Raw genomic sequence first — 20,470 nt, forward strand, 5'->3', positions numbered from 1 at the left:
GATAGGCTTCTTTAATCAAATTTTTTAATTTAGCAGTTTATTTAGAGCCTTTAATCCCTGCTTGTAATAACAATGCACCTAAACCGCCAATCTTTTGTTCTTGTGGTTTATCTTGCTTGCTACGCTGAGGGCGTTCAGCTTGATCTTTACGCGGTTGAGGACGTTTACCTTGAGGTTTACGCTCAAAACGCTGTTCTGTATTTTGCTCACGACGTGGTGGACGCGGCGCTTTAACAGGTGCAGAACCTTCAGCACGCATACTTAAGTTCACGCGGTTACGTTCAATATCAACCTGCATAACACGCACTTGTACAATCTGGCCCGGTTTTACAACTTTATGCGGATCAGATACAAATTCATTTGCTAATTCAGAAATATGAACTAAGCCATCCTGATGCACACCGATATCAACAAAGGCACCAAAGTTAGTGACATTAGTGATCACACCTTCAAGCTGCATACCTTCTGTCAATTGACCAACTTCAGTAATATCTTCACGGAATTTAGCAGTACGGAACTCTGGACGTGGGTCACGACCCGGTTTTTCAAGTTCAGCTAAAACGTCTTGAATTGTTGGTAAACCAAATTTGTCATCAACAAATTCATCAGCTTTTACTTGGCGAATGATTTCAGTATTACCAATGATGTCTTTAACAGTTGTTGCTTTTGCTGCAACAATTTTCTCAACAAGACCATAACTTTCAGGGTGAACAGAAGAAGCATCCAAAGGTTCAGAACCATTTTGAATACGCAAGAAACCAGCTGCCTGTTCAAAAGTACGCTCGCCTAAACGTGGGACACTTTTCAACGCTTGACGGTTATCAAAACGGCCATGCTCTTTGCGGTATTCAACAATTTGTTGAGCAATTGCTTTGTTTAAACCTGCGATATAAGCCAAGATTGCTGGTGAAGCGGTATTTACATCAACACCTACAGCATTCACACAGTCTTCTACCACTGCATCAAGTGTTTTTGCCAAACCAGTCTGGTTCACATCGTGTTGATATTGGCCCACACCGATTGATTTCGGATCAATCTTAACAAGTTCAGCAAGTGGATCTTGTAAACGGCGAGCAATAGATACTGCACCACGAATTGAAACGTCAAGTTCTGGAAGTTCTGCCGACGCAAGTTCACTTGCAGAGTAAACAGATGCACCCGCTTCACTTACAGTGATTCGTGTTAAATTCAGATCAGTATTCGCAGCCATCATTTCAGCAACAACAGCTTCTGTTTCACGGCTAGCTGTACCATTACCAATTGCAATGAGCTCTACATTATATTCACGGCATAGGCGTGCAAGTTCAGCAATTGAGCCTTCTTTATCTTCTTTTGGAGCAAATGGATAAATCGTGCTGTGAGCAAGTACATCACCTGCATCGCTGATTACTGCCAGTTTCACACCAGTACGAATACCAGGGTCAACACCCAAAGTAGTACGGCTACCAGCTGGCGCTGACAATAATAAATGACGAAGATTTTCTGCAAATACCTGCATTGCTTCTGCTTCAGCAGTAAGACGTTTTTCTGTCAGCAATGAATGTTCGATTTGAGGACGAATCTTACCTAACCAGAATAATTTTGCAGTTTGCTTTAAGAAGTCCTGACGTGCTTGAGGTTGAACTTGCTCAAGGTTGTATTCAGTTTCAATACGCGCCAGTGGTGCATCATCTTCACCATCTACTTTCAAACCCAATACGTTTTCTTGACGACCACGTAACATCGCCAATAAACGATGAGAAGGTAATTTGTTTAGACCTTCAGAGAATTCAAAGTAATCACGGAACTTTTTACCAACTTCTTTCTTTTCTTCAGATGCAACCGCACTTTTTAAAACCGCACTTTTTGCAAAAGTTGTTTTTAATTCTGTAGTAAGTGAAATATTTTGTGCCCAGTCATCAATCAGAATATGCTGAATCGCATCTAACTGACTTTCAACATCTGGGTAGTCTTCATGACTGAATCCAGCCAATGCTTCTGTCGGGTCAACTTGTTCTGCAATAATTTTTTCAGCAATTGGTCCTAAACCTGCTTCTTTTGCTTTAAAAGACTTACTTGTACGCTTAGGGCGATACGGTGCATAAATTTCTTCTAAAGCATTTTTTGTTTCGGCTGCATTCACCCGCGCCAACAAGTCATCACTCAATTTATTCTGTTCTTGCAATGACTGAATAACCTTTTCACGGCGCTCATATAAATCACGTAAATACGCTAAACGAGTATCTAATTGGCGTAACTGCGTATCATCTAAACCTTGTGTTACTTCTTTACGGTAACGGGCAATAAATGGAACACTGGCACCTTCATCAATTAAGCGGATGGCAGCTTCTACTTGGTTTGGACGTACGGCAAGCTCACTTGCCAACTGCTGAACTAAGTCAGTCATCGTGTTTGATCCCACAAGGATAAAGTTTAAAAGCACTGATTATAAAGACCAAGCCCATAAAATCCACACTTGTTTGCGTATTCAAAACGTTTTTTTGTATTGACTCTGAATATTTATAGTTTTTACGACTACTAGAGCACATAAAAACAGGAGTTCAAGTATGAAAAAGTTGAGGCTGAGCTCTGTTTTTTAATCTTTATAAAATATAAACGTAGGCCTTGTGTCATGAAAGTGACAAAATTTTATGATAATTTATGAGAAAATGATCATATTGATACATTCCTCAAAAGCTAAAAACATAGCGATTCAACAAGGTTTTATTCGTCCAATCTTTTAACCAACCCATCTATCTGCTTACTTCAACAATTAAAAGCTCTATAACAACCAAGTTGGCTTACCTAAAATAACTTATTTGAAACAATTAGTTATTACTATTTAATTATTAAAAATTTATCAAATATTTAAGTATTTGTTTTTTTAGATCAGTCTTTGCTAAATTAGGGGCTTAAGATGTTGTTTTTTGGTTTCAAACCACCTTGAAAATTGTAATTTTGAGCAAATTGATACATAGTCTTAACGAGAACATCAGCATTATACTGAGGGCTTGCTGGCAATAAGCCTCACCGACCCAATAATATATAAATTATGACTTTAAAAGGGAGTACATCATGAGTTTAGTTGTACCTGCTGAACATCCTGAAACCGTACACAACGAAACGGATCGTGTCGAACGTATTTTAGTGGTCGATGACGATGTGCGTTTACGTACCCTCTTGCAACGTTTTTTGGAAGATAAAGGCTTTGTTGTAAAAACTGCCCACGATGCTTCGCAAATGGACCGTTTATTACAACGTGAGTTATTTTCACTTATCGTACTCGACTTTATGTTGCCAGTTGAAGATGGTTTGAGTATTTGCCGTCGTTTACGCCAATCAAATATTGATACGCCTATTATCATGTTAACAGCGCGTGGTAGCGATTCAGACCGTATTGCAGGTCTGGAAGCTGGTGCAGACGATTACTTACCAAAACCATTTAACCCAAATGAACTTTTAGCCCGTATCCGTGCTGTATTGCGTCGCCAAGTTCGTGAAGTTCCAGGTGCTCCAAGCCAACAAGTTGAAGTTGTGAGCTTTGGACCATGGTCTTTAGACTTGTCTACCCGCACGCTGACACGCGAAGGACAAATCGTTACCTTAACGACTGGCGAATTTGCAGTATTAAAAGCCTTGGTACAACACCCACGTGAACCATTAACACGCGACAAACTCATGAACTTGGCTCGTGGTCGTGAATGGGGTGCAATGGAACGTTCAATTGACGTTCAAGTCTCTCGCCTACGTCGTTTAATCGAAGATAATCCTGCACGTGCACGTTATATCCAAACTGTATGGGGCGTGGGTTATGTATTTGTTCCAGATGGTGCGGAATAAGCTTGAGATAATATAGAGTGAGTTTAGAACCAATCGCGCCACAAAACTTTACTGACTACACCACCTACTCTGAACGGAAACGAACTCGGTGGGAACGGTTTCTCGACAAAATTAAGCCACGCTCTGCTGCCATGCGTACCACCATTCTGGTACTGCTGGTGGTATTTTTTAGCTTATTTATGTCGTTATGGTTCTTTTGGCGCACTCTTTATTTACCTGAAATTCAACAACATGCCCGTTATCTAGCAGTTGAACTTGAACTCGTCAACAATCCAGATATACGAATTTTTCATCGTGACAACGAAGTTGATGTTGATGCGTGGTTACGTAATCGGGTTGGTATTGAATACGTTACCAACCCCAAAGAATATCCAAGCGTCCGCGATAAAGTTATTGCTGAGTTTTTTACCAATCAGATCGAACAAAAACTGGCAAATGAGATTGGTACGAAGGATGTTACGGTTTACTTCCAGTTTAAGCCTAGCCCACGCATCTGGATTCAAACACCTGAAATGCACGGGAATTGGGTCCGTGAGCCTTTAAAAACCTATGCCAATTATAGCCCTGAGCTATTAATTGGTTGGATCGTTGGTGTTCCATTACTTTCAGCTATTATTATTCTGATTTTAGTTAGGCAGATGAACCGCCCTTTACGTCGTTTGCAAAATGCTGCCAATGAATATAGTAAAGCTGGAACAGCTCCCTATTTAGATACCAATCACGGTCCCTTAGAAATTCGTCAGGTGAACCAAGCCTTTAACCGCATGGTTTATACGCTTGACCAAACTGAGCGTGAACGACGTATTATGTTGGCCGGCATTTCACATGATCTAAGAACTCCTCTTACGCGTATTCGCTTAACGGCGGAAATGTTACCTGATGAGTTTTTACGTGAAGGTCTGGTTTATGATGTAGATGATATGGATGCAATTCTTAATCAATTCATTTCCTATATGCGTGATGGCTCAGATGAAGAATTGAAAGACACCAATATCAATATGCTTTTACAAGAACTTGTTATCCAGTTTAAGCCACTTGATATTCACTTCGAAATGCAGGATGTGCCAATTATTCCGGCACGTAGCCTTTCTTTAAAGCGACTTATTGCCAACCTGATTAACAATGCAAAACGCTATGGTGCTGAACCGATAGAACTCAGTGCAAAAGTTGAAAATGAACATATTTTAATTACTGTTGCCGATCATGGTGAAGGTATTCCAGCAGATCAAATAGAAGAGTTAATGCAACCTTTTGTTAGAGGAAACTCGGCAAGAACAGTTCAAGGAAGCGGTCTTGGCCTTGCGATTGTCAAACGTATTGTTGATATTCATCATGGTGAAATTCAAATTCATAACCGTGAACAAGGCGGTTTAGAAGTTATTATTTCTTTACCTATCCCAAAACCAAGCACTGAAGAAAACAGCTCGATCAATCCATTAGAAAAAATAAAACAAACTTTGAGTGAGCGCTTTTAATTTAACCAATTAGTTATTAAAAGCCTCATTTTAAAGACAAATAAAATAATTAAAAATCAATAAAATAAAAACTATAAATATATTTTATACCACCATTTATTTACAAAATTAGACCTTAGCCTAACACCTATGCACTTTTCAATTTTTCATAGCTAAAATCCCCTATGTTTTGACAATTCTGAGGATGTCCAATGTCTTTAAGTCGTATTCGCCTAGCTTCTCTTCATGACAAGGTCATCAGTGCTGAACAAGCTGCACAATTCATCGAAGATGGAATGACCGTAGGTATGAGTGGTTTTACTCGTGCTGGTGAAGCTAAAGCTGTTCCACAAGCACTTGTAGAACTTGCAAAGAAAAATCCGTTAAAAATTACGTTAATTACGGGTGCCAGCTTAGGTAACGACTTAGACAAACAACTCACGGAAGCAGGTGTTTTATCTCGTCGTATGCCATTCCAAGTGGACAACACTTTACGTCGTGCCATTAACAATGGCGAAGTTATGTTTATTGACCAACATTTGTCTGAAACTGTTGAGCAAATGCGTAACCAACAGCTTAAACGTCCTGATGTTGCAGTGATTGAAGCAATTGCAATTACTGAAGATGGCGGCATTATTCCAACGACTTCTGTGGGTAACTCTGCAAGTTTTGCTATCTTTGCCGAGAAAGTTATTGTTGAAATCAACACATCTTTAAGCGAAAGCTTTGAAGGTTTGCACGACATCTACATTCCAACCTATCGTCCAACACGTACTCCAATTCCATTAACAAAAGTGGATGAGCGCATTGGTACATCAGCAATCCAAATCGATCCTGCAAAGATTGTTGGTATTGTATTTAATGATACTCATGACTCACCATCAACGGTAACTCCGCCAGATGATGAAACTCAAGGCATTGCAAACCACCTGATCGCTTTCTTTAATAAAGAAGTTGCAGAAGGTCGCTTACCGAAAAGCCTTGGTCCATTACAAGCAGGTATCGGTTCTATTGCCAATGCTGTATTAACTGGCTTAAAAGATTCTGACTTTGAAGACCTCATCATGTACTCAGAAGTATTACAAGACTGTACTTTTGAATTAATTGATGCAGGCAAAATGAAATTTGCTTCTGGTAGCTCAATTACGCTTTCTGCAAAATGTGGTGAAAAAGTTTTTGGCAACATTGAAGCGTACAAAGACAAATTAGTACTTCGTCCACAAGAAATTTCTAACCACCCTGAACTGGTTCGCCGTTTAGGCATTATCGGCATTAACACTGCGCTTGAGTTTGATATTTACGGTAACGTGAACTCGACTCATGTGTGTGGTACTAAAATGATGAACGGTATTGGTGGTTCAGGTGACTTCGCTCGTAACGCTCACTTGGCGATCTTTGTAACTAAATCAATTGCTAAAGGCGGCGATATCTCTTCTATCGTGCCAATGGTGAGTCACGTTGACCACAGTGAACACGATGTTGATATTTTAGTGACAGAGCAAGGTTTAGCAGACTTACGCGGTTTAGCACCTCGTGAACGTGCTCGCGTTGTTATCGACAACTGTGTACACCCACTTTACCGTGATGCATTAAATGATTACTTTGATCGTGCATGTGCTAAAGGTGGACATACGCCTCATTTACTTCGTGAAGCATTGTCTTGGCATGCAAACTTCGAAGAAACAGGTCAAATGCTTCAAGCAGCACCAGTTGCAAGATCAGCTTAAATAACTGGTTTAATTCAAGCACTCCTACGGGGGTGCTTTTTATTTGTTTAAATTTTTCATAAAATACTGCTCAAGCCCCAATTTTTATTTTATCTTTTCAGCACATCAAAACAAAAAGTAGAAATCCATATGTTTATTATTCGTCAATTTACAAATGCGGATCTGGAAGATGTCGTTATTTTATGGGAAAGCTGCGGCCTGACTCGTCCTTGGAATAATCCTGAAACCGATATTTTCAGAAAAGTCTCACAACAAGATGATTTATTTTTGGTTGCTATTAAAGATGAGCAACTCATTGGTACACTTATGGGCGGCTATGACGGTCATAGAGGCTGGATTAACTATTTAGCTGTTCACCCCCACCAACAACGCTTAGGAATAGCTACAGCGCTCGTTCAGCAGCTTGAAAAGCGACTGATTGCTCGAGGTTGCCCAAAACTACAATTATTAGTGCGTAAAGATAACCTAAATGTACTGAATTTTTATGAACAGCTCGGCTATGACGAAGTAGAAGCAGTATGCTTAGGGAAACGTCTAATTAACGATAGCCCACATGATTAGGCCCTTACTTATTATAGCTTTGACATAATAATAAAAATAATCAGAACTTGGGGATAAGTGACAGTGCTTGTGGATAAATCTCATTTTACCCACAAGTAAGGAAATGAATTATTCAAATAAAATCATAAGCATGAAAAAAGCCTCATACGTTATGTATGAGGCTTTTTTGAATATGGTGGCGAGACCCAGGATCGAACTGGGGACACACGGATTTTCAATCCGTTGCTCTACCTACTGAGCTATCACGCCGATGGCCTGTATTAAGCCGTATCTCAGAACAATAGTCAACTATTATCCTGAGTTTTTGATTTAAATGAGTATTTTTTATACTTAAAAAAAATCCCTGATGGGATCAGGGATTGAAAACACAAATAATGGTGGCGAGACCCAGGATCGAACTGGGGACACACGGATTTTCAATCCGTTGCTCTACCTACTGAGCTATCACGCCGAAGTGGGCATATTAAACAATGTTTATATGACCACGTCAAGCAACTTCCGTCTTTTTTGTAACAAGTGATTATTTTTAAATCACCATCAAATACGAACTGGGCTTTTAATGATGTAATTTACCAATATGAGCCAAGCAACGATGAATAGCGCCACAACCCGGCTCAAAAATTTTCACGCCTTTTGACTCTTCTATACGACAAGCTTCTTCAACTAAACGCTCTGCTACCCCACGACCACGGTTGGCAGGATGCACAACAATATATTCAAGAACCTTGCTTTCACCTTGTCCTGAAGACCACATTGCCCCTATAATTTTGGTGTTAAATTCAGCAGTGTATAGCGTGGTATACTGTTGTAAATCTTGTTCAAGTTGTTCAATCGCATCGTGCCCGTCACCAAACTCCGGACTTGTATCATACAGTCGCTCAAGCTGATCGCGAATCTCTGAATTATCTAGAGAACTATAAGCATGTACGGTAATAGGCATTGATTAACCCTCCTGAGCAAACTATGATGCTGTCACGAATTCGTCACAGCGAAATTATCGTTACATCCAATCATTTTTGACGTTTTTTGAGGAACGTGTCCATGACGCAACGTATCAGTGAAGTGGTTAGAAATACCAATGAAACCAAAATTCGAGTTCGATTAAATCTCGACGGTACTGGTCAAGGCACACTAAACACTGGAGTTCCATTTTTAGACCATATGATTGATCAAATCAAGCGACATGGCTTATTTGATATCGATATTCATTGTGACGGAGACCTCGATATTGACGATCACCACACCGTAGAAGATTGTGGAATCACGCTTGGACAAGCTTTTGCACAAGCTTTAGGCGATAAAAAAGGTTTAAAACGCTATGGTCATTTTTATGCACCATTAGACGAAGCTTTGTCTCGTGTTGTTGTAGATTTATCTGGTCGTCCGGGCTTATTTATGGATATTCCATTTACCCGCGCACGTATCGGTACGTTTGATGTCGATTTATTTTCTGAGTTTTTCCAAGGTTTCGTAAACCATGCGCTTATGACCTTACACATCGATAATTTGAAAGGTAAAAATAGCCACCATCAAATTGAAAGTGTCTTCAAAGCATTAGCTCGTGCTTTACGTATGGCATGTGAAGTTGATCCACGTGCAGAAAACACGATTGCATCGACAAAAGGTAGCCTCTAATGACACGTATCGCGTTACTTGATTATGGCATGGGCAATCTACACTCAGCAGCTAAAGCACTTGAGCATGTGGGCGCTACAGTCGATGTGACCAATGATCCAAAATTAATTGCACAAGCCGACAAAATTGTTTTTCCGGGTGTTGGCGCAATGCGTGACTGTATGCAAGGTATGCGTGAAGCAGGTATTGATGAAGTCGTACGTAAAGCTGCTTTTAATAAACCTGTTCTTGCAATTTGTGTCGGCATGCAAGCATTACTACAAAGTTCTGAAGAAAATGGCGGTGTAGATGCACTAGGTATTTTTGACGGCGTAGTAAAACACTTCCCTCAAATGGAAGGGTTAAAAGTGCCTCATATGGGTTGGAATCAGGTTCATCAATTGGACCCAAGCCACCCTATGTGGAACAACATCGAACAAGATGCACGTTTCTACTTTGTACATAGTTATTATGTCGAGCCAAAAGATGAAAGCGTTGTGGCTGCGACCTGTGACTATGGTGTGAACTTCTGCACAGCAATTCACAAAGAGAATTTATTTGCGACTCAATTCCATCCAGAGAAAAGTCATACTGCCGGTTTGCAGTTACTGAAAAACTTTGTGGAATGGAATATTTAATTTCCTTTAAAAAATAAAATAGATCAGGTCGAGATGGCCTGATCTATTTTTTTATTTATAATAACAACCAATCATTTATAGAATGATATTTTATTCAACAAAATATTGAATATTTATACTTTTAAATAAAACCAAATGATCAGGAAAACAAAATGAATTCACCTTTTGAAAATCAACCGATTCAACAAGATTCCCCCTTTAAAGCAAGTGGCCGTTTTGGACGACTCTCTTATGCGGCATGGACCCTCTTATTTTCACTCGTAATTGTGATCGCCGTTCTTATTGTCGCTTTTACTTTTGGACTAACAACTAGTGAAGATTTAAGCGGTCTTTCCACCGCAGGAATGATTGTTTTAGGTATTGTCTATATTGCCTGTATCTATGTCAGCTTTATATTTACTATCCGCCGCTTACATGACCGCAATAACACGGGATGGCTGTCATTACTGATGCTCATCCCTGCTGTAAACTTTATTTTTATGATTTATCTATTTGCTGCAAAAGGTACAGAAGGTACTAATGATTATGGTCCACAGCGCCCAACTCTTGGCTGGGAGCGTGTTTTAGGCTGGATCTATATTGTCATTATTCCGCTCGTATTTGTTTTCGGTGTTATTGCTGGAATTATGGTTCCGAGTTATCAAAGTTATATTGAAAAAAGTGAAAGTATTGAAATTGGTACACCTTCTCAGTCTCAATAATTTCTTGTGGTCCTTTATAAAGCCTAGTTCTCTAGGCTTTATTCATATATAAAGCTAATAGCTCAATTCTTTTCTACACTATAAATATGTCTGAAGTGTCCCCCCTTCTTGATAAAGCCTCTATTCAGCAGCTTCCTCCTTTCGAAAATCTTAACTATCAAAATATTGTGGTGATTGAAAATATCGAGCAATGTAAAAATATTGAAAATGAATTAAAAGCAGCCCATTTTCTAGGATTTGATTCCGAATCAAAACCCACGTTTCGAGTGGGCGAAGTCTCGACAGGCCCACATCTGATTCAGTTAGCGACTGAACAAAAAGCATATCTGTTTCATGTAAATTCATCGACTTTAAAATTTTTACAGCCCATTTTATCTAACCCAAAACAAATTAAAGTCGGTTTTGGCCTCAAAAATGATAAGCATATTTTTCATAAAAAAGGCATTGAACTCGAAGGTTGTGTCGACCTCGCAAAAGGCTTTAGCCATTTTGGTTTTAAACAGCAACTGGGGGTACAAAAAGCTGTTGCGCTGTTATTTGAGCAATATCTTGCAAAGTCGAAAAAAGTCGGAACATCAAACTGGGCACGAAAGCCGCTTAGCTCTCAGCAAATCAGTTACGCTGCTGCCGATGCATATGCTGCTTTATTGGTATTTCAAGAGCTCAGAAAACAAAAACTATTACCCGCTCACATTTCTCAAACTATTCAAACCGCACTTCAAGCGTAAAGTTATAAAAGTCTTTTCTAAGGCTTAGCGATTGATCAATACTTTGCTAAGATGTGCACAATTTCATAATCATGATGAAGCAAGGAGCGGAAGCATGCTAATCATTCCTGCAATTGACCTGAAAGATGGTAAATGTGTGCGTTTAAAACAAGGGCGTATGGAAGACGATACCGTTTTCTCTGACGATCCAGTTGCAACTGCCCAGCATTGGGTAAATGAAGGCGCACGTCGTTTGCATTTGGTCGATTTGAATGGCGCTTTCGCAGGCACTCCAATTCATAAACCTATTGTTGAAGCAATTGCTAAAGCTCAGCCAGAATTACCAATTCAAATTGGTGGTGGTATTCGCTCTTTAGAAACAATTGAGCACTATTTAGAAGCTGGCGTGACTTTTGTCATTATCGGCACTAAAGCAGTTCAAGAACCTGAATTTGTAGAAGAAGCTTGTAAACGCTTTGCAGGCCACATCATTGTTGGTATTGATGCCATGAATGGTATGGTAGCAACTGACGGTTGGGCTAATGTAACTGACGTTAAAGCAACTGATTTAGCAAAACGTTTTGCTGATGCTGGCGTATCTAGTATTGTTTATACAGACATTGCGCGTGACGGCATGATGCAAGGCGTAAATGTTGAGCAAACTGTCAACTTGGCTCAATATTCAGGCTTACCAGTAATTGCTTCTGGTGGCGTAACTAACCTTGATGACGTTCGCAACCTAATAGGCAAACCAGGCATTTTAGGTGCGATTACAGGCCGTGCAATTTATGAAGGCACACTGAGCCTTCGTGAAGCTCAGCTTTTGTTAGATGAAAATCGTCTTTAATTTTTAAGATGTAAAAAAGAGCCGCTTTAGGCTCTTTTTTATTAACTATATAATTTTATCTAAGGTAGCTAGAGGTTGTTTTCAAAGTTAGCCGAACTATGCCAGTTGTAGAGTCATAACAAATTAAGTATTTATTCTCTATAGAATTTTTAGGCACATATAGCTTTGATTCTTGATATAGAGCTATTTCTTTATTAAAACTAAAATTTTGTTTACAGCTTATTTTCTTATTCTGAATAATTTGCCAATACAAGTCATCTGGACCATAAACTATATATGAATGCTGCTGATTAATCTGATTATCCGATATTCTTAATCTTTTTCTTAAACACGGCTCATTGGAATCAAGACAGTATTTTTTCAAATGAGGAAGAAGCCAAACTTTTTTTGCTGGTGGCTGTGCAAAAAAGAACTCATCTTTTTCATTATCCACTAGCGATAGGAAATTTTTATTTTCTGCACTTATTAACCATCCTGATAAACGTTGGATCGCTTCAGGATTCAGTTTATAGAAAGAAATATAGTATTCATTAGACTTAAAACGCGAATCTTCAAACAAAATCATTTTGTATTCATATGCAATTAATTGATTACAATAATTTTGTTTTGTTATATTCCCAATAAGCTCACAATTCTGTTGCTTCACTTCATGAAAATTTTTATACACATAATATGCATCCACTACTAATCCCTTAGTTGTGATCACGACATATAAACTAAAAATAAATAATATTAATATTCTCAGCCATTTGGGCATTTATATTTCTCTTCAAATTTTTTATTAGAATCAATAAACTACATTACGCATAAATTTAAGTACCTGATTTCCACTATTGATATAGGTATAAGTCACTGAACTAGCAAAACTAAAAGATGAACCAGCAGGAATTATTTTTATGCAGTCGGTAAATTGTATGGTCAACTCACCTTCTAATACATAAATAAGTTCTTGCCATCCTTCCGCATCTGCTTCGGCAATATAAGATTCCCCCACTGCCAATGACCATGTCCAAAGCTCAACTTGAGAACGAGATGGAACTGAAGCCAGTAAAGTTGCGCTGCTTTCTTCTTTGTTTCCCTGCCAAGCAAGTACATTCACTAAGGCTTGTTCTTTGAGCTCAGGCGCACTCACAATCGTTCTAAAATCTACGCCCAACACTACCGCAATCGCATCGAGTTTAGCCAAGCTAATATTGACCTGCCCTGTTTCCAAAGCAGCAATTGTTCGTCTACTCACACCAGCTTGATCGGCTAAATCCTGCTGGCTTAAACCTCGCTCATCTCTTAATGAACGGATGTTTGTACCGACATGCTGTAAAACGGTGCTGGACTGGGTCATAAAATAAGTAACAAAGAAAATATGAGCAATATATTGCACAAAACATAGGAATACTGCAATATGTGCAGTATATTGCACAATCCCTCCTGATCAGATATGTCACCAATTTCTCTGAGCTCAAGCAAAGCCCCACAGCTAGCTCTTATCCTAATTACCGTTATTTGGGGCGGAACATTCCTTACTGTGCAGTATGCACTGAATTTTTCTTCACCTATGTTTTTCGTAGGTTGTCGGTTTGCTGTAGCGGCGCTTACTTTACTGCTTATTTCATTAAAGAGTATGAAAGGCATAACGTTAAAAGATTTAGGTGCAGGGAGCGCGATTGGCCTTGTAATTGCGGCAGGCTATGGCACACAGACGATTGGTCTTCAAACCATTCCAAGTAGTGAATCCGCATTTTTAACGTCACTTTATGTGCCGCTTGTCCCTCTTTTAATGTGGCTCATCTTTAGAAAAACTCCACACATCATGACTTGGGTTGGAGCAGTCCTTGCTTTTACTGGCCTTGTTTTGTTGACAGGCAATGGTTTTAAGCAGATTTCATTAAGTTTTGGACAGCTTTTAACAGTGCTTGGCGCATTTGCGATTGCTTTAGAGATTATTTTTATTAGCTACTTTGCTGGAAAAGTAAATTTACGCCGTGTCACCATCATTCAACTCGCTGTCGCATCGCTACTTTCTTTTGCCATTATGCCTGTGATTGGTGAACATACGATTCCAGCATTCTCATGGCCTCTGGTACTGATTGCGGTTGCATTAGGCTTAGCCAGTGCACTCATTCAATTTGTGATGAACTGGGCTCAACGTGTGGTTGACCCTTCACGTGCTGCGATTATTTATGCAGGAGAACCTGTTTGGGCAGGCCTTATTGGCCGAATTGCAGGTGAGCGTTTACCAGTTATTGCTCTTTTGGGGGGTGCTTTAGTGGTATTAGGTGTTTTAGTGAGTGAGTTAAAAATTAAGCTTCCACCCAAAAAAATCAAAAGAATTCGAGAATAAAAAAGAGAGCGTAATGCTCTCTTTTTTTATCTATTATTTTTTCTTCAATAATATGCAGGGTTGATAATACTCAACTGTCGGCATTGGATCATAAAATGGATGGAGCAATGTTTTCCATTCCTGATAAGCCTCAGACTTTCTAAACCCTTCGGTATGATTTTCAATCTCATCCCAAAAAATCATTAAAATATACTGATGAGGATCCGTTGCATATCTAATCAGCTGGACAGCATTAAAGCCTTCCATTGGATAGACAATATGTTTGGCCTGCTCGAATGCCTCAAGAAACGCCTCACTTTGCCCAGCCTTTATGCTCAAATGCACATGTTCAATAATCATGATCTTATAGATACATCGGTCTATTATCATTTAACGCAATCAAGCCACGAATTGCACGATATACAATCCAAATCCACGCAGCAGTAATTACGCCTATGCAGAATACGGTTGATGAGACTGCAACACCTGCAAACAGATCGGTATTTTCACCAGTAAAGAACAAGAAAATAAACGGCAAAAAGGCAATAATATTCCAAGCAAGATACCACCAGAATGTTCTGATTTGCCATGTAAAGTGGCTCGCAAAAATTGAACCTTGCACATCAGAACGTTTCACGTAGTTAATAATTAGAGCAATAACCGCAAGTAAGCCGCCTGTAAAAATGGCAACAATATAAAGTACATATAAAATAAGCGTTAAAGTACGATTTGAATCTTGGTCGATAGAACTATTCATTTTTATACCTCTCAAGTTTAATAAAACAATTTACTTTTATGAGCCCCGCAATACGTTTAAGGGAGAAATTAGCCACAAAATCAAAAGTAAATGAAGGAATATGGTACAAAAATAAATCTTACGAAAGGGTTGTTTTTGTGTTTTATGTCTCAGTTTTTGTTGTGCCCACCATGCAGCAGGCCAGCCCCCTAAAAAGCTAACAATATGCAATGTTTGTTCAGGCACACGGCGATTACCCAATTGTGCAGCTTCTTTGTCTTGTGAATAGAGCCAATAACTCAGCACATTCATCATTAAAACAAACAACAAGGTGTAAGCTGGCAAAGTATGCATAAAGCTCATAATGCCCATTAAAACAAAATAAAATACGATCCCCATTTGCATGGCAGACCATGGTTTAGCTTGAAAAGAAGATTCTGGTTTTGTTGGCTTTGAAGCTTTACGAGTTTGAGAAGCTTTTAAGTAAGTCACCTGCTGGGCACGGAAGCGACCACGTTCATCAAGAATAACCAGATATTCCAGTGCACAGCCAATAATTGGCCGAGGACCGGGGCGTGCAAAATCTTTGATATGCAAAAAGACTCGCTCTTTTTCAGCATCATCTGGCTGAATAAAGCCATAACCTTTTTCGTCGAACCATTCGACTAATCGCCCCTGATCTCGCATCTTAATTCCTTTTATCCTTTTACATGGCTTAAACGATCTTGCATCATTGCTCGCATTTCTAGCGGGTCTTTTTGCAAAATGTCGTCGCCTGTACGTCCTTCTTCTTTATTTTTTTGAGCAACTTGCAAACGCATCGACCAAAAACGGCACGCTGCCATTGCTAAGAATACATCTAAACATTCAAGTTCATCTGAAGTAAGCGCACGAACTTTTTGGTAAGCCTCTAAGTAAGCTTCTACTTTCTCTGAGTTTAAATGCGCTTCTGGATATTCGGTACAGAAATCATTGATGGTAATCGCAATATCAAAAAGTAATTCGTCTTGATTGAGCTCGTAAAAATCTAAAATACCTTGTAATTGCTCGCCTTCAAACAAAGTATTGTCGCGGAACAAATCTGAATGAATAAAACCTGTTGGTCGATTTGAGTACTGTGCTGTTTTAGCATTAAATGCTTGATAGACCTGCTCAAGTAAAGTTTGGTCTTCTTGAGTCATATTTGGTTTAAGCTGTTCTGCAACGCCTGTCCAGTATTGATGATCACGTCGATATTCACGCTCAAGCGGAAAATCTTGCAAAGCGACATGCAGTTTCGCCTGTGCATCTGCAATCGCTGCAACTTGTGCAACTGTCGTTTGCATGGGATGGTGACCCATTAAACGTGGAGCAATTTGTGCAGGCTTTTCTGCAATAACGTGAACCGCTTGTCCACTGTGTTTTAACGGCACAGCAACGGGTACATCATGAGTCCCCAATTGTTCAAGAACAGGAATCAGCTCGCCTGCTCCTTGTGCATCTAACTCTTCAAATACAGTCAATACATATTGTTTGCGGTTTACATCAACCAGAAAATAATTGGTGTTTTGAATACCTCCCTGAATTGGGTTCAGCTCCAACACCTCTAATCCATAAGGTGCAGCAAAGGTGCGAACTTCATCTAAACTCAACGGGGTATAAACCGACATGGAAAACCTGCAAAAAACATCTGTGAAGTTTGATAGAATACCTCTTCCCTCCATGAAGGTGTAGCGCCTGTGTAGGAACTTTCACCAACGGCGATTATTTTTGGAAAAAGCTATGCTTGCTAAACGTATTATTCCTTGCCTAGACGTTGATAACGGACGCGTAGTTAAAGGCGTTCAATTCCTCGATATTCGTGATGCTGGCGACCCTGTTGAAGTGGCACGTCGCTATAACGAACAAGGTGCAGATGAAATTACCTTCTTAGACATTACCGCTACACATCATGGACGCGATACCACTTACCGTACTGTTGAACGTATGGCCGAGACTGTATTTGTGCCATTAACTGTTGGTGGTGGTGTACGTAAAGTTGAAGATATTCGTTCGTTATTAAATGCAGGTGCGGATAAAGTGAGTATTAACTCCGCAGCCGTATTTAACCCAGAATTTGTTCAGGAAGCTTCACAGCACTTTGGCGCGCAATGTATTGTGGTTGCGATTGATGCCAAAAAAACTGGCGAAAACAAATGGGAAATCTTTACCCACGGTGGCCGTAAACCAACTGGTATTGATGCGATTGAATGGGCCGTAAAAATGGCTGACTATGGTGCAGGTGAATTACTTATTACCAGTATGGATGCTGACGGTACTAAAGCAGGTTACGATATTGCACTAATGCGTGCTATTAATGACCGCGTTACCGTTCCAACGATTGCATCAGGCGGCGTAGGTAACTTACAACACCTTGCAGACGGTATTTTACAAGGTGGTGCCGATGCAGTATTGGCAGCAAGTATTTTCCACTTTGGCCAATATACCATTCCAGAAGCTAAACAATATTTAGCTGAACAAGGCATTGAAATGCGTTTGTAAATTTATTGATATTTAAAGGGGCGATATGCCCCTTTAATTTTTTATGCAGCACCCTCTACAACATTTACATCATCGATGAGTTTAGGCTTTTCTTTTTTCTCGACCCATTTTGCAGGAAAGATTTTTTCTACAACTTGAGATAATGGTTTAGCAATCACTGTCGGTAACCGTACGCCCAAAGGATTTTGTTCTTTTAAATCTGCCGAAGACACCACACGTGTTCCCATCACATAATCAAACCAAGGCTTGGTTACACACCAATTGGCATCTTGATTAGAGTTCATATGGTGGTCGTAATGCCATGGGATTTTACGCTTCGCCCATTCAGGCTCAAGATGTGCACGGCGATGAATATAATAATAATTTCCTGCACTGTACCAAGCTGCAAGCGCCATCCCTTTTGAAAATGGATAGAAAATTGCGCTTGAAACAGTTGCTACGAATGCGAGTGAAACTAACTCATTTTTAGTCCGCCAGTTTCCTACGCCTTCCACATAGCAATCATCATGAAATTTCTGTTTACGTACTTCACGATGGTGTGCCCAATGTGACTCCATGCTTTTTGGCACAGGGCTGTAACGCGGTTGTCCGGCACGATGTACTCCATGCAAAATATATTTATGAGCTACCCATTCAAATGCGTTAGCAACCGCAATTCCGGCAATAAACCCTTTTAACATAGCTTTACTCCTTTTTCTTTTTATTGAGAATATAAAATTCGATATGCTATGTATTGACCAGAATTTATGGTTTCATTGACAAATCACGACAAGAAAGAGGTGGTCAGGAATGCCACAACTAAAAAATTATACGGGTTCGGTCTATGGAGGACTTGGACACCTATTAAAAGCTTACTGTGAAGCCAATCAGTTAACTATTCCTGAGCAACTAGAGCAAATTCAAAATCTGGAACGCTTTGACTATGTCGTTTGGCGTGATTTATTAGAAGTTATTTATAAGTTAGACCCCAAGCCGGGATTAGGCTTAGAAATTGCCAAATATGTACAACCCAAACACTTAGGAATTATTGCCTACCTTGCCCTCTCTTGCGATAACTTAGGCGAAGCTTTAATTCGCTATCATGATTTTCACCGCCTAATTTATGACGGAAGTCCGTTAGTGGTTGAACTCTATGGGCAATATGCTTCTATTCGCTGGGAAGCTACAGAGTTGCACCCTACCCAACTTACCGATGAAATTGCGATTGCTCTGGTTATTCAATTTTTACGCCTTTTTATGTCTCACCAAGATGTGCATTTGCATGAAATACATTTTTTAAATGCCCCACCTAAAAACATCAGGGTCTATGAACAATACTTTCAATGTCCGGTTCGTTTTAATCAGCCCCGTACCCAATTACTCATTCCAAGTTCTGAAATTAATAAGCCTCTGAGCAGTGCTGACCACACGCTACAACAATTATTGGTTCAACAAGCCCAAGCGCTTTTAGAGCAATTACCAAATTCGACACAACTTGATCAACGCTTACAGCACTCAATTTTGACTGGGCTACAAAAGGATCAATATCAAATTGAATATATTGCAGCTCAGCTAGGCCTTTCGGTCCGACAACTTCAACGTCACTTACAACAACAAAACACCACCTTTCAAGAACGTGTTCAGCAAGTGCGATTCATGCTCGCAACTGAATATTTAAAGGACCCGCACTTAAGCTTACAAGAAATTGCTCTTTTGCTTTGTTATTCAGAACAAAGTGCTTTTCAAAGAGCATTTAAACATTGGACCGATCAAACACCACAGCAGTGGAGAGAACATTTTTTAGACAAAGAATAACCAACCAAAACTTACAAATCTTTTCTTGATTAAAACAACACTGAAAACAAAAATTTCATATAGTCACATGCTTCAAATTTATGTGACGTAATTCACATTAATTAAAATAGATTAAATAAATGAGTAATCAGAATGAATAAATATTTTGCTGAATTTCTAGGTACGTTTTGGCTAGTCTTTGGTGGTTGTGGTAGCGCAGTATTAGCCGCAGCTTTCCCTGAACTTGGTATTGGCTTTGCAGGTGTAGCCCTTGCCTTTGGTTTAACCGTACTCACAGGTGCCTATGCTCTAGGGCATATCTCAGGTGGACATTTTAATCCCGCGGTAAGTGTTGGCCTTTGGGTCGGCGGCCGCTTCGATGTTAAAGATTTGATTCCCTATATTGTTGCTCAAGTGGTCGGTGCGACTGCTGCTGCATTTGTTCTTTACATTATTGCTCAAGGTCAAGCTGGCTTTAGCGGTGTTGGTGGTTTTGCTTCAAATGGTTTCGGTGATTTATCACCAAACAAGTTTGGCTTAGGTTCTGCTTTCATTATTGAAGTTGTACTTACTGCTTTCTTCTTAATCATTATTTTAGGTGCAACTGACCGCCGCGCACCTGCCGGCTTCGCTCCTATTGCGATTGGTTTAGGCTTAACGCTTATTCACTTAATCAGTATTCCAGTCACGAACACCTCTGTGAACCCTGCACGTAGTACAGGTGTGGCGTTCTTTGCTGAAACTGCTGCTTTAAGTCAGTTGTGGTTGTTCTGGGTGGCGCCGATTTTAGGTGCTGTGATTGGTGCGCTTATTTATAAGGTAGTTGCTGGGGAGAAGGATTAACTTTTCTTAGACTCAATATGCTATCGCGGTGGGTGACATGGATGTCACCTGTTGAGCAGGGGTACATGGATGTACCCTCTGATCAACAAAGCCTTTTGTTTACTTTTGGGCTTTCAAAAGTAAAAAATGTCTATACAAACTCAATAAGACCTAACTTGGCATTAAAGACTGTATGGCAGCATGACTATGCTCAACATCACACATAGAATGTAT

At 39.7% G+C, this 20,470-nt stretch carries 23 protein-coding genes, 2 tRNA genes and 1 pseudogene; 15 read left to right on the forward strand and 11 right to left on the reverse strand.

From position 1 onward, the window contains the following. Positions 1-37 precede the first annotated feature (37 nt). Positions 38-2,386: a Tex family protein gene (locus tag BMW38_RS11700; protein ID WP_092708215.1), complete on the reverse strand. Its 2,349-nt coding sequence runs from the start codon at positions 2,384-2,386 to the stop codon at positions 38-40. A 668-nt stretch (positions 2,387-3,054) separates the two neighbouring features. Between BMW38_RS11700 and ompR the strand changes: the two genes are divergently transcribed. The 5 genes and pseudogenes from ompR (at position 3,055) to BMW38_RS11725 (ending at position 7,561) form a co-directional block, all read left to right on the forward strand. Continuing rightward, the gene (gene ompR / locus BMW38_RS11705; protein ID WP_000060753.1) at positions 3,055-3,819 is read left to right on the forward strand and encodes an osmolarity response regulator transcription factor OmpR; all 765 of its coding nucleotides are present in this window, start codon (positions 3,055-3,057) and stop codon (positions 3,817-3,819) included. Positions 3,820-3,836: 17 nt separating this feature from the next. After that, positions 3,837-5,294, forward strand: coding sequence for an ATP-binding protein (locus tag BMW38_RS11710; RefSeq protein ID WP_092708218.1), 1,458 nt, complete (start codon positions 3,837-3,839; stop codon positions 5,292-5,294). A 27-nt stretch (positions 5,295-5,321) separates the two neighbouring features. Beyond that, positions 5,322-5,450, forward strand: a pseudogene (locus tag BMW38_RS11715) (hypothetical protein). Positions 5,451-5,485: 35 nt separating this feature from the next. Continuing rightward, positions 5,486-7,000 (forward strand): acetyl-CoA hydrolase/transferase family protein, encoded by a 1,515-nt coding sequence (locus BMW38_RS11720; RefSeq protein WP_092708221.1) that lies wholly within the window; start codon positions 5,486-5,488, stop codon positions 6,998-7,000. A gap of 129 nt (positions 7,001-7,129) precedes the next feature. After that, complete coding sequence (locus tag BMW38_RS11725) at positions 7,130-7,561, forward strand: GNAT family acetyltransferase (RefSeq protein WP_003653874.1); 432 nt, start codon at positions 7,130-7,132, stop codon at positions 7,559-7,561. 173 nt (positions 7,562-7,734) lie between these two features. Here the strand turns inward: BMW38_RS11725 and BMW38_RS11730 are convergent. The 3 genes from BMW38_RS11730 to BMW38_RS11740 form a co-directional block, all read right to left on the reverse strand. Beyond that, positions 7,735-7,810: transfer RNA gene (locus tag BMW38_RS11730), tRNA-Phe, on the reverse strand. Positions 7,811-7,936: 126 nt separating this feature from the next. After that, a tRNA-Phe gene (locus tag BMW38_RS11735) sits at positions 7,937-8,012 on the reverse strand. A 105-nt stretch (positions 8,013-8,117) separates the two neighbouring features. Further along, complete coding sequence (locus BMW38_RS11740) at positions 8,118-8,501, reverse strand: GNAT family N-acetyltransferase (protein WP_003653877.1); 384 nt, start codon at positions 8,499-8,501, stop codon at positions 8,118-8,120. A gap of 101 nt (positions 8,502-8,602) precedes the next feature. Here BMW38_RS11740 and hisB point away from each other — a divergent pair, with 101 nt between their 5' ends. The 5 genes from hisB (at position 8,603) to hisA (ending at position 12,068) form a co-directional block, all read left to right on the forward strand. Beyond that, the gene (gene hisB / locus BMW38_RS11745) at positions 8,603-9,196 is read left to right on the forward strand and encodes an imidazoleglycerol-phosphate dehydratase HisB (RefSeq protein ID WP_004639787.1); all 594 of its coding nucleotides are present in this window, start codon (positions 8,603-8,605) and stop codon (positions 9,194-9,196) included. After that, the gene (gene hisH / locus BMW38_RS11750) at positions 9,196-9,813 is read left to right on the forward strand and encodes an imidazole glycerol phosphate synthase subunit HisH (protein ID WP_092708224.1); all 618 of its coding nucleotides are present in this window, start codon (positions 9,196-9,198) and stop codon (positions 9,811-9,813) included. Before hisB ends, hisH begins: the two co-directional genes overlap by 1 nt. A 152-nt stretch (positions 9,814-9,965) precedes the next feature. Then, entirely contained in the window at positions 9,966-10,514 is a 549-nt protein-coding gene (locus BMW38_RS11755; protein WP_092708227.1) for a DUF805 domain-containing protein, read from the forward strand. Positions 10,515-10,600: 86 nt separating this feature from the next. Then, entirely contained in the window at positions 10,601-11,242 is a 642-nt protein-coding gene (locus tag BMW38_RS11760; protein ID WP_092708230.1) for a 3'-5' exonuclease, read from the forward strand. A 94-nt stretch (positions 11,243-11,336) separates the two neighbouring features. Continuing rightward, complete coding sequence (hisA, locus tag BMW38_RS11765; protein WP_092708233.1) at positions 11,337-12,068, forward strand: 1-(5-phosphoribosyl)-5-[(5-phosphoribosylamino)methylideneamino]imidazole-4-carboxamide isomerase; 732 nt, start codon at positions 11,337-11,339, stop codon at positions 12,066-12,068. 55 nt (positions 12,069-12,123) lie between these two features. Here hisA and BMW38_RS11770 read toward each other — a convergent pair whose 3' ends face one another. Next, on the reverse strand, positions 12,124-12,825 hold the full coding sequence (locus BMW38_RS11770; RefSeq protein WP_092708236.1) for a hypothetical protein: 702 nt from the start codon (positions 12,823-12,825) through the stop codon (positions 12,124-12,126). A 30-nt stretch (positions 12,826-12,855) separates the two neighbouring features. Further along, entirely contained in the window at positions 12,856-13,407 is a 552-nt protein-coding gene (locus BMW38_RS11775; RefSeq protein ID WP_213031157.1) for an XRE family transcriptional regulator, read from the reverse strand. 96 nt (positions 13,408-13,503) lie between these two features. Between BMW38_RS11775 and BMW38_RS11780 the strand changes: the two genes are divergently transcribed. After that, a complete protein-coding gene (locus tag BMW38_RS11780) occupies positions 13,504-14,406 on the forward strand; it encodes a DMT family transporter (protein WP_092708242.1) in 903 nt (300 codons plus the stop codon). A 33-nt stretch (positions 14,407-14,439) separates the two neighbouring features. On the opposite strand, the gene BMW38_RS11785 is transcribed toward BMW38_RS11780, so the two are convergent. From BMW38_RS11785 to BMW38_RS11800, 4 genes are read right to left on the reverse strand one after another with little or no spacing between them, the layout of a single operon-like run. Next, positions 14,440-14,745, reverse strand: a complete 306-nt coding sequence (locus tag BMW38_RS11785) for an antibiotic biosynthesis monooxygenase family protein (protein WP_092708527.1) — start codon at positions 14,743-14,745, stop codon at positions 14,440-14,442. Positions 14,746-14,749: 4 nt separating this feature from the next. Continuing rightward, entirely contained in the window at positions 14,750-15,142 is a 393-nt protein-coding gene (locus BMW38_RS11790) for a DUF4870 family protein (protein ID WP_092708245.1), read from the reverse strand. A gap of 36 nt (positions 15,143-15,178) precedes the next feature. Next, a complete protein-coding gene (locus BMW38_RS11795) occupies positions 15,179-15,808 on the reverse strand; it encodes a DUF1294 domain-containing protein (protein ID WP_092708248.1) in 630 nt (209 codons plus the stop codon). A gap of 11 nt (positions 15,809-15,819) precedes the next feature. After that, the gene (locus BMW38_RS11800) at positions 15,820-16,770 is read right to left on the reverse strand and encodes a homoserine kinase (RefSeq protein WP_092708251.1); all 951 of its coding nucleotides are present in this window, start codon (positions 16,768-16,770) and stop codon (positions 15,820-15,822) included. A 112-nt stretch (positions 16,771-16,882) separates the two neighbouring features. On the opposite strand from BMW38_RS11800, the gene hisF reads away from it, so the two are divergent. Next, positions 16,883-17,641 (forward strand): imidazole glycerol phosphate synthase subunit HisF, encoded by a 759-nt coding sequence (gene hisF / locus BMW38_RS11805; protein WP_092708254.1) that lies wholly within the window; start codon positions 16,883-16,885, stop codon positions 17,639-17,641. A gap of 41 nt (positions 17,642-17,682) precedes the next feature. Here the strand turns inward: hisF and BMW38_RS11810 are convergent, their stop codons facing one another. Then, positions 17,683-18,321, reverse strand: a complete 639-nt coding sequence (locus tag BMW38_RS11810; protein WP_092708257.1) for a hypothetical protein — start codon at positions 18,319-18,321, stop codon at positions 17,683-17,685. Positions 18,322-18,430: 109 nt separating this feature from the next. Between BMW38_RS11810 and BMW38_RS11815 the strand changes: the two genes are divergently transcribed. The 3 genes from BMW38_RS11815 (at position 18,431) to BMW38_RS11825 (ending at position 20,463) form a co-directional block, all read left to right on the forward strand. Beyond that, the gene (locus BMW38_RS11815) at positions 18,431-19,435 is read left to right on the forward strand and encodes an AraC family transcriptional regulator (protein WP_092708260.1); all 1,005 of its coding nucleotides are present in this window, start codon (positions 18,431-18,433) and stop codon (positions 19,433-19,435) included. Between the two features lie 132 nt (positions 19,436-19,567). After that, entirely contained in the window at positions 19,568-20,257 is a 690-nt protein-coding gene (gene aqpZ / locus BMW38_RS11820) for an aquaporin Z (RefSeq protein WP_092708263.1), read from the forward strand. A 41-nt stretch (positions 20,258-20,298) separates the two neighbouring features. Beyond that, a complete protein-coding gene (locus BMW38_RS11825; protein WP_092708530.1) occupies positions 20,299-20,463 on the forward strand; it encodes a hypothetical protein in 165 nt (54 codons plus the stop codon). Positions 20,464-20,470 lie beyond the last annotated feature (7 nt).

This window comes from Acinetobacter sp. yr461 (assembly GCF_900110445.1).
GTDB classification, from domain to species: Bacteria; Pseudomonadota; Gammaproteobacteria; order Pseudomonadales; family Moraxellaceae; genus Acinetobacter; species Acinetobacter calcoaceticus.

What these genes read in the sequence shown, in the direction of transcription:
- BMW38_RS11700 (WP_092708215.1), bottom strand. Translation starts at nt 2,386, where the DNA reads ATGACTGACTTAGTTCAGCAGTTGGCAAGTGAGCTTGCCGTACGTCCA.
- ompR (WP_000060753.1), top strand. Translation starts at nt 3,055, where the DNA reads ATGAGTTTAGTTGTACCTGCTGAACATCCTGAAACCGTACACAACGAA.
- BMW38_RS11720 (WP_092708221.1), top strand. Translation starts at nt 5,486, where the DNA reads ATGTCTTTAAGTCGTATTCGCCTAGCTTCTCTTCATGACAAGGTCATC.
- BMW38_RS11725 (WP_003653874.1), top strand. Translation starts at nt 7,130, where the DNA reads ATGTTTATTATTCGTCAATTTACAAATGCGGATCTGGAAGATGTCGTT.
- BMW38_RS11740 (WP_003653877.1), bottom strand. Translation starts at nt 8,501, where the DNA reads ATGCCTATTACCGTACATGCTTATAGTTCTCTAGATAATTCAGAGATT.
- hisB (WP_004639787.1), top strand. Translation starts at nt 8,603, where the DNA reads ATGACGCAACGTATCAGTGAAGTGGTTAGAAATACCAATGAAACCAAA.
- hisH (WP_092708224.1), top strand. Translation starts at nt 9,196, where the DNA reads ATGACACGTATCGCGTTACTTGATTATGGCATGGGCAATCTACACTCA.
- BMW38_RS11755 (WP_092708227.1), top strand. Translation starts at nt 9,966, where the DNA reads ATGAATTCACCTTTTGAAAATCAACCGATTCAACAAGATTCCCCCTTT.
- BMW38_RS11760 (WP_092708230.1), top strand. Translation starts at nt 10,601, where the DNA reads ATGTCTGAAGTGTCCCCCCTTCTTGATAAAGCCTCTATTCAGCAGCTT.
- hisA (WP_092708233.1), top strand. Translation starts at nt 11,337, where the DNA reads ATGCTAATCATTCCTGCAATTGACCTGAAAGATGGTAAATGTGTGCGT.
- BMW38_RS11770 (WP_092708236.1), bottom strand. Translation starts at nt 12,825, where the DNA reads ATGCCCAAATGGCTGAGAATATTAATATTATTTATTTTTAGTTTATAT.
- BMW38_RS11775 (WP_213031157.1), bottom strand. Translation starts at nt 13,407, where the DNA reads ATGACCCAGTCCAGCACCGTTTTACAGCATGTCGGTACAAACATCCGT.
- BMW38_RS11780 (WP_092708242.1), top strand. Translation starts at nt 13,504, where the DNA reads ATGTCACCAATTTCTCTGAGCTCAAGCAAAGCCCCACAGCTAGCTCTT.
- BMW38_RS11785 (WP_092708527.1), bottom strand. Translation starts at nt 14,745, where the DNA reads ATGATTATTGAACATGTGCATTTGAGCATAAAGGCTGGGCAAAGTGAG.
- BMW38_RS11790 (WP_092708245.1), bottom strand. Translation starts at nt 15,142, where the DNA reads ATGAATAGTTCTATCGACCAAGATTCAAATCGTACTTTAACGCTTATT.
- BMW38_RS11795 (WP_092708248.1), bottom strand. Translation starts at nt 15,808, where the DNA reads ATGCGAGATCAGGGGCGATTAGTCGAATGGTTCGACGAAAAAGGTTAT.
- BMW38_RS11800 (WP_092708251.1), bottom strand. Translation starts at nt 16,770, where the DNA reads ATGTCGGTTTATACCCCGTTGAGTTTAGATGAAGTTCGCACCTTTGCT.
- hisF (WP_092708254.1), top strand. Translation starts at nt 16,883, where the DNA reads ATGCTTGCTAAACGTATTATTCCTTGCCTAGACGTTGATAACGGACGC.
- BMW38_RS11810 (WP_092708257.1), bottom strand. Translation starts at nt 18,321, where the DNA reads ATGTTAAAAGGGTTTATTGCCGGAATTGCGGTTGCTAACGCATTTGAA.
- BMW38_RS11815 (WP_092708260.1), top strand. Translation starts at nt 18,431, where the DNA reads ATGCCACAACTAAAAAATTATACGGGTTCGGTCTATGGAGGACTTGGA.
- aqpZ (WP_092708263.1), top strand. Translation starts at nt 19,568, where the DNA reads ATGAATAAATATTTTGCTGAATTTCTAGGTACGTTTTGGCTAGTCTTT.
- BMW38_RS11825 (WP_092708530.1), top strand. Translation starts at nt 20,299, where the DNA reads ATGTCACCTGTTGAGCAGGGGTACATGGATGTACCCTCTGATCAACAA.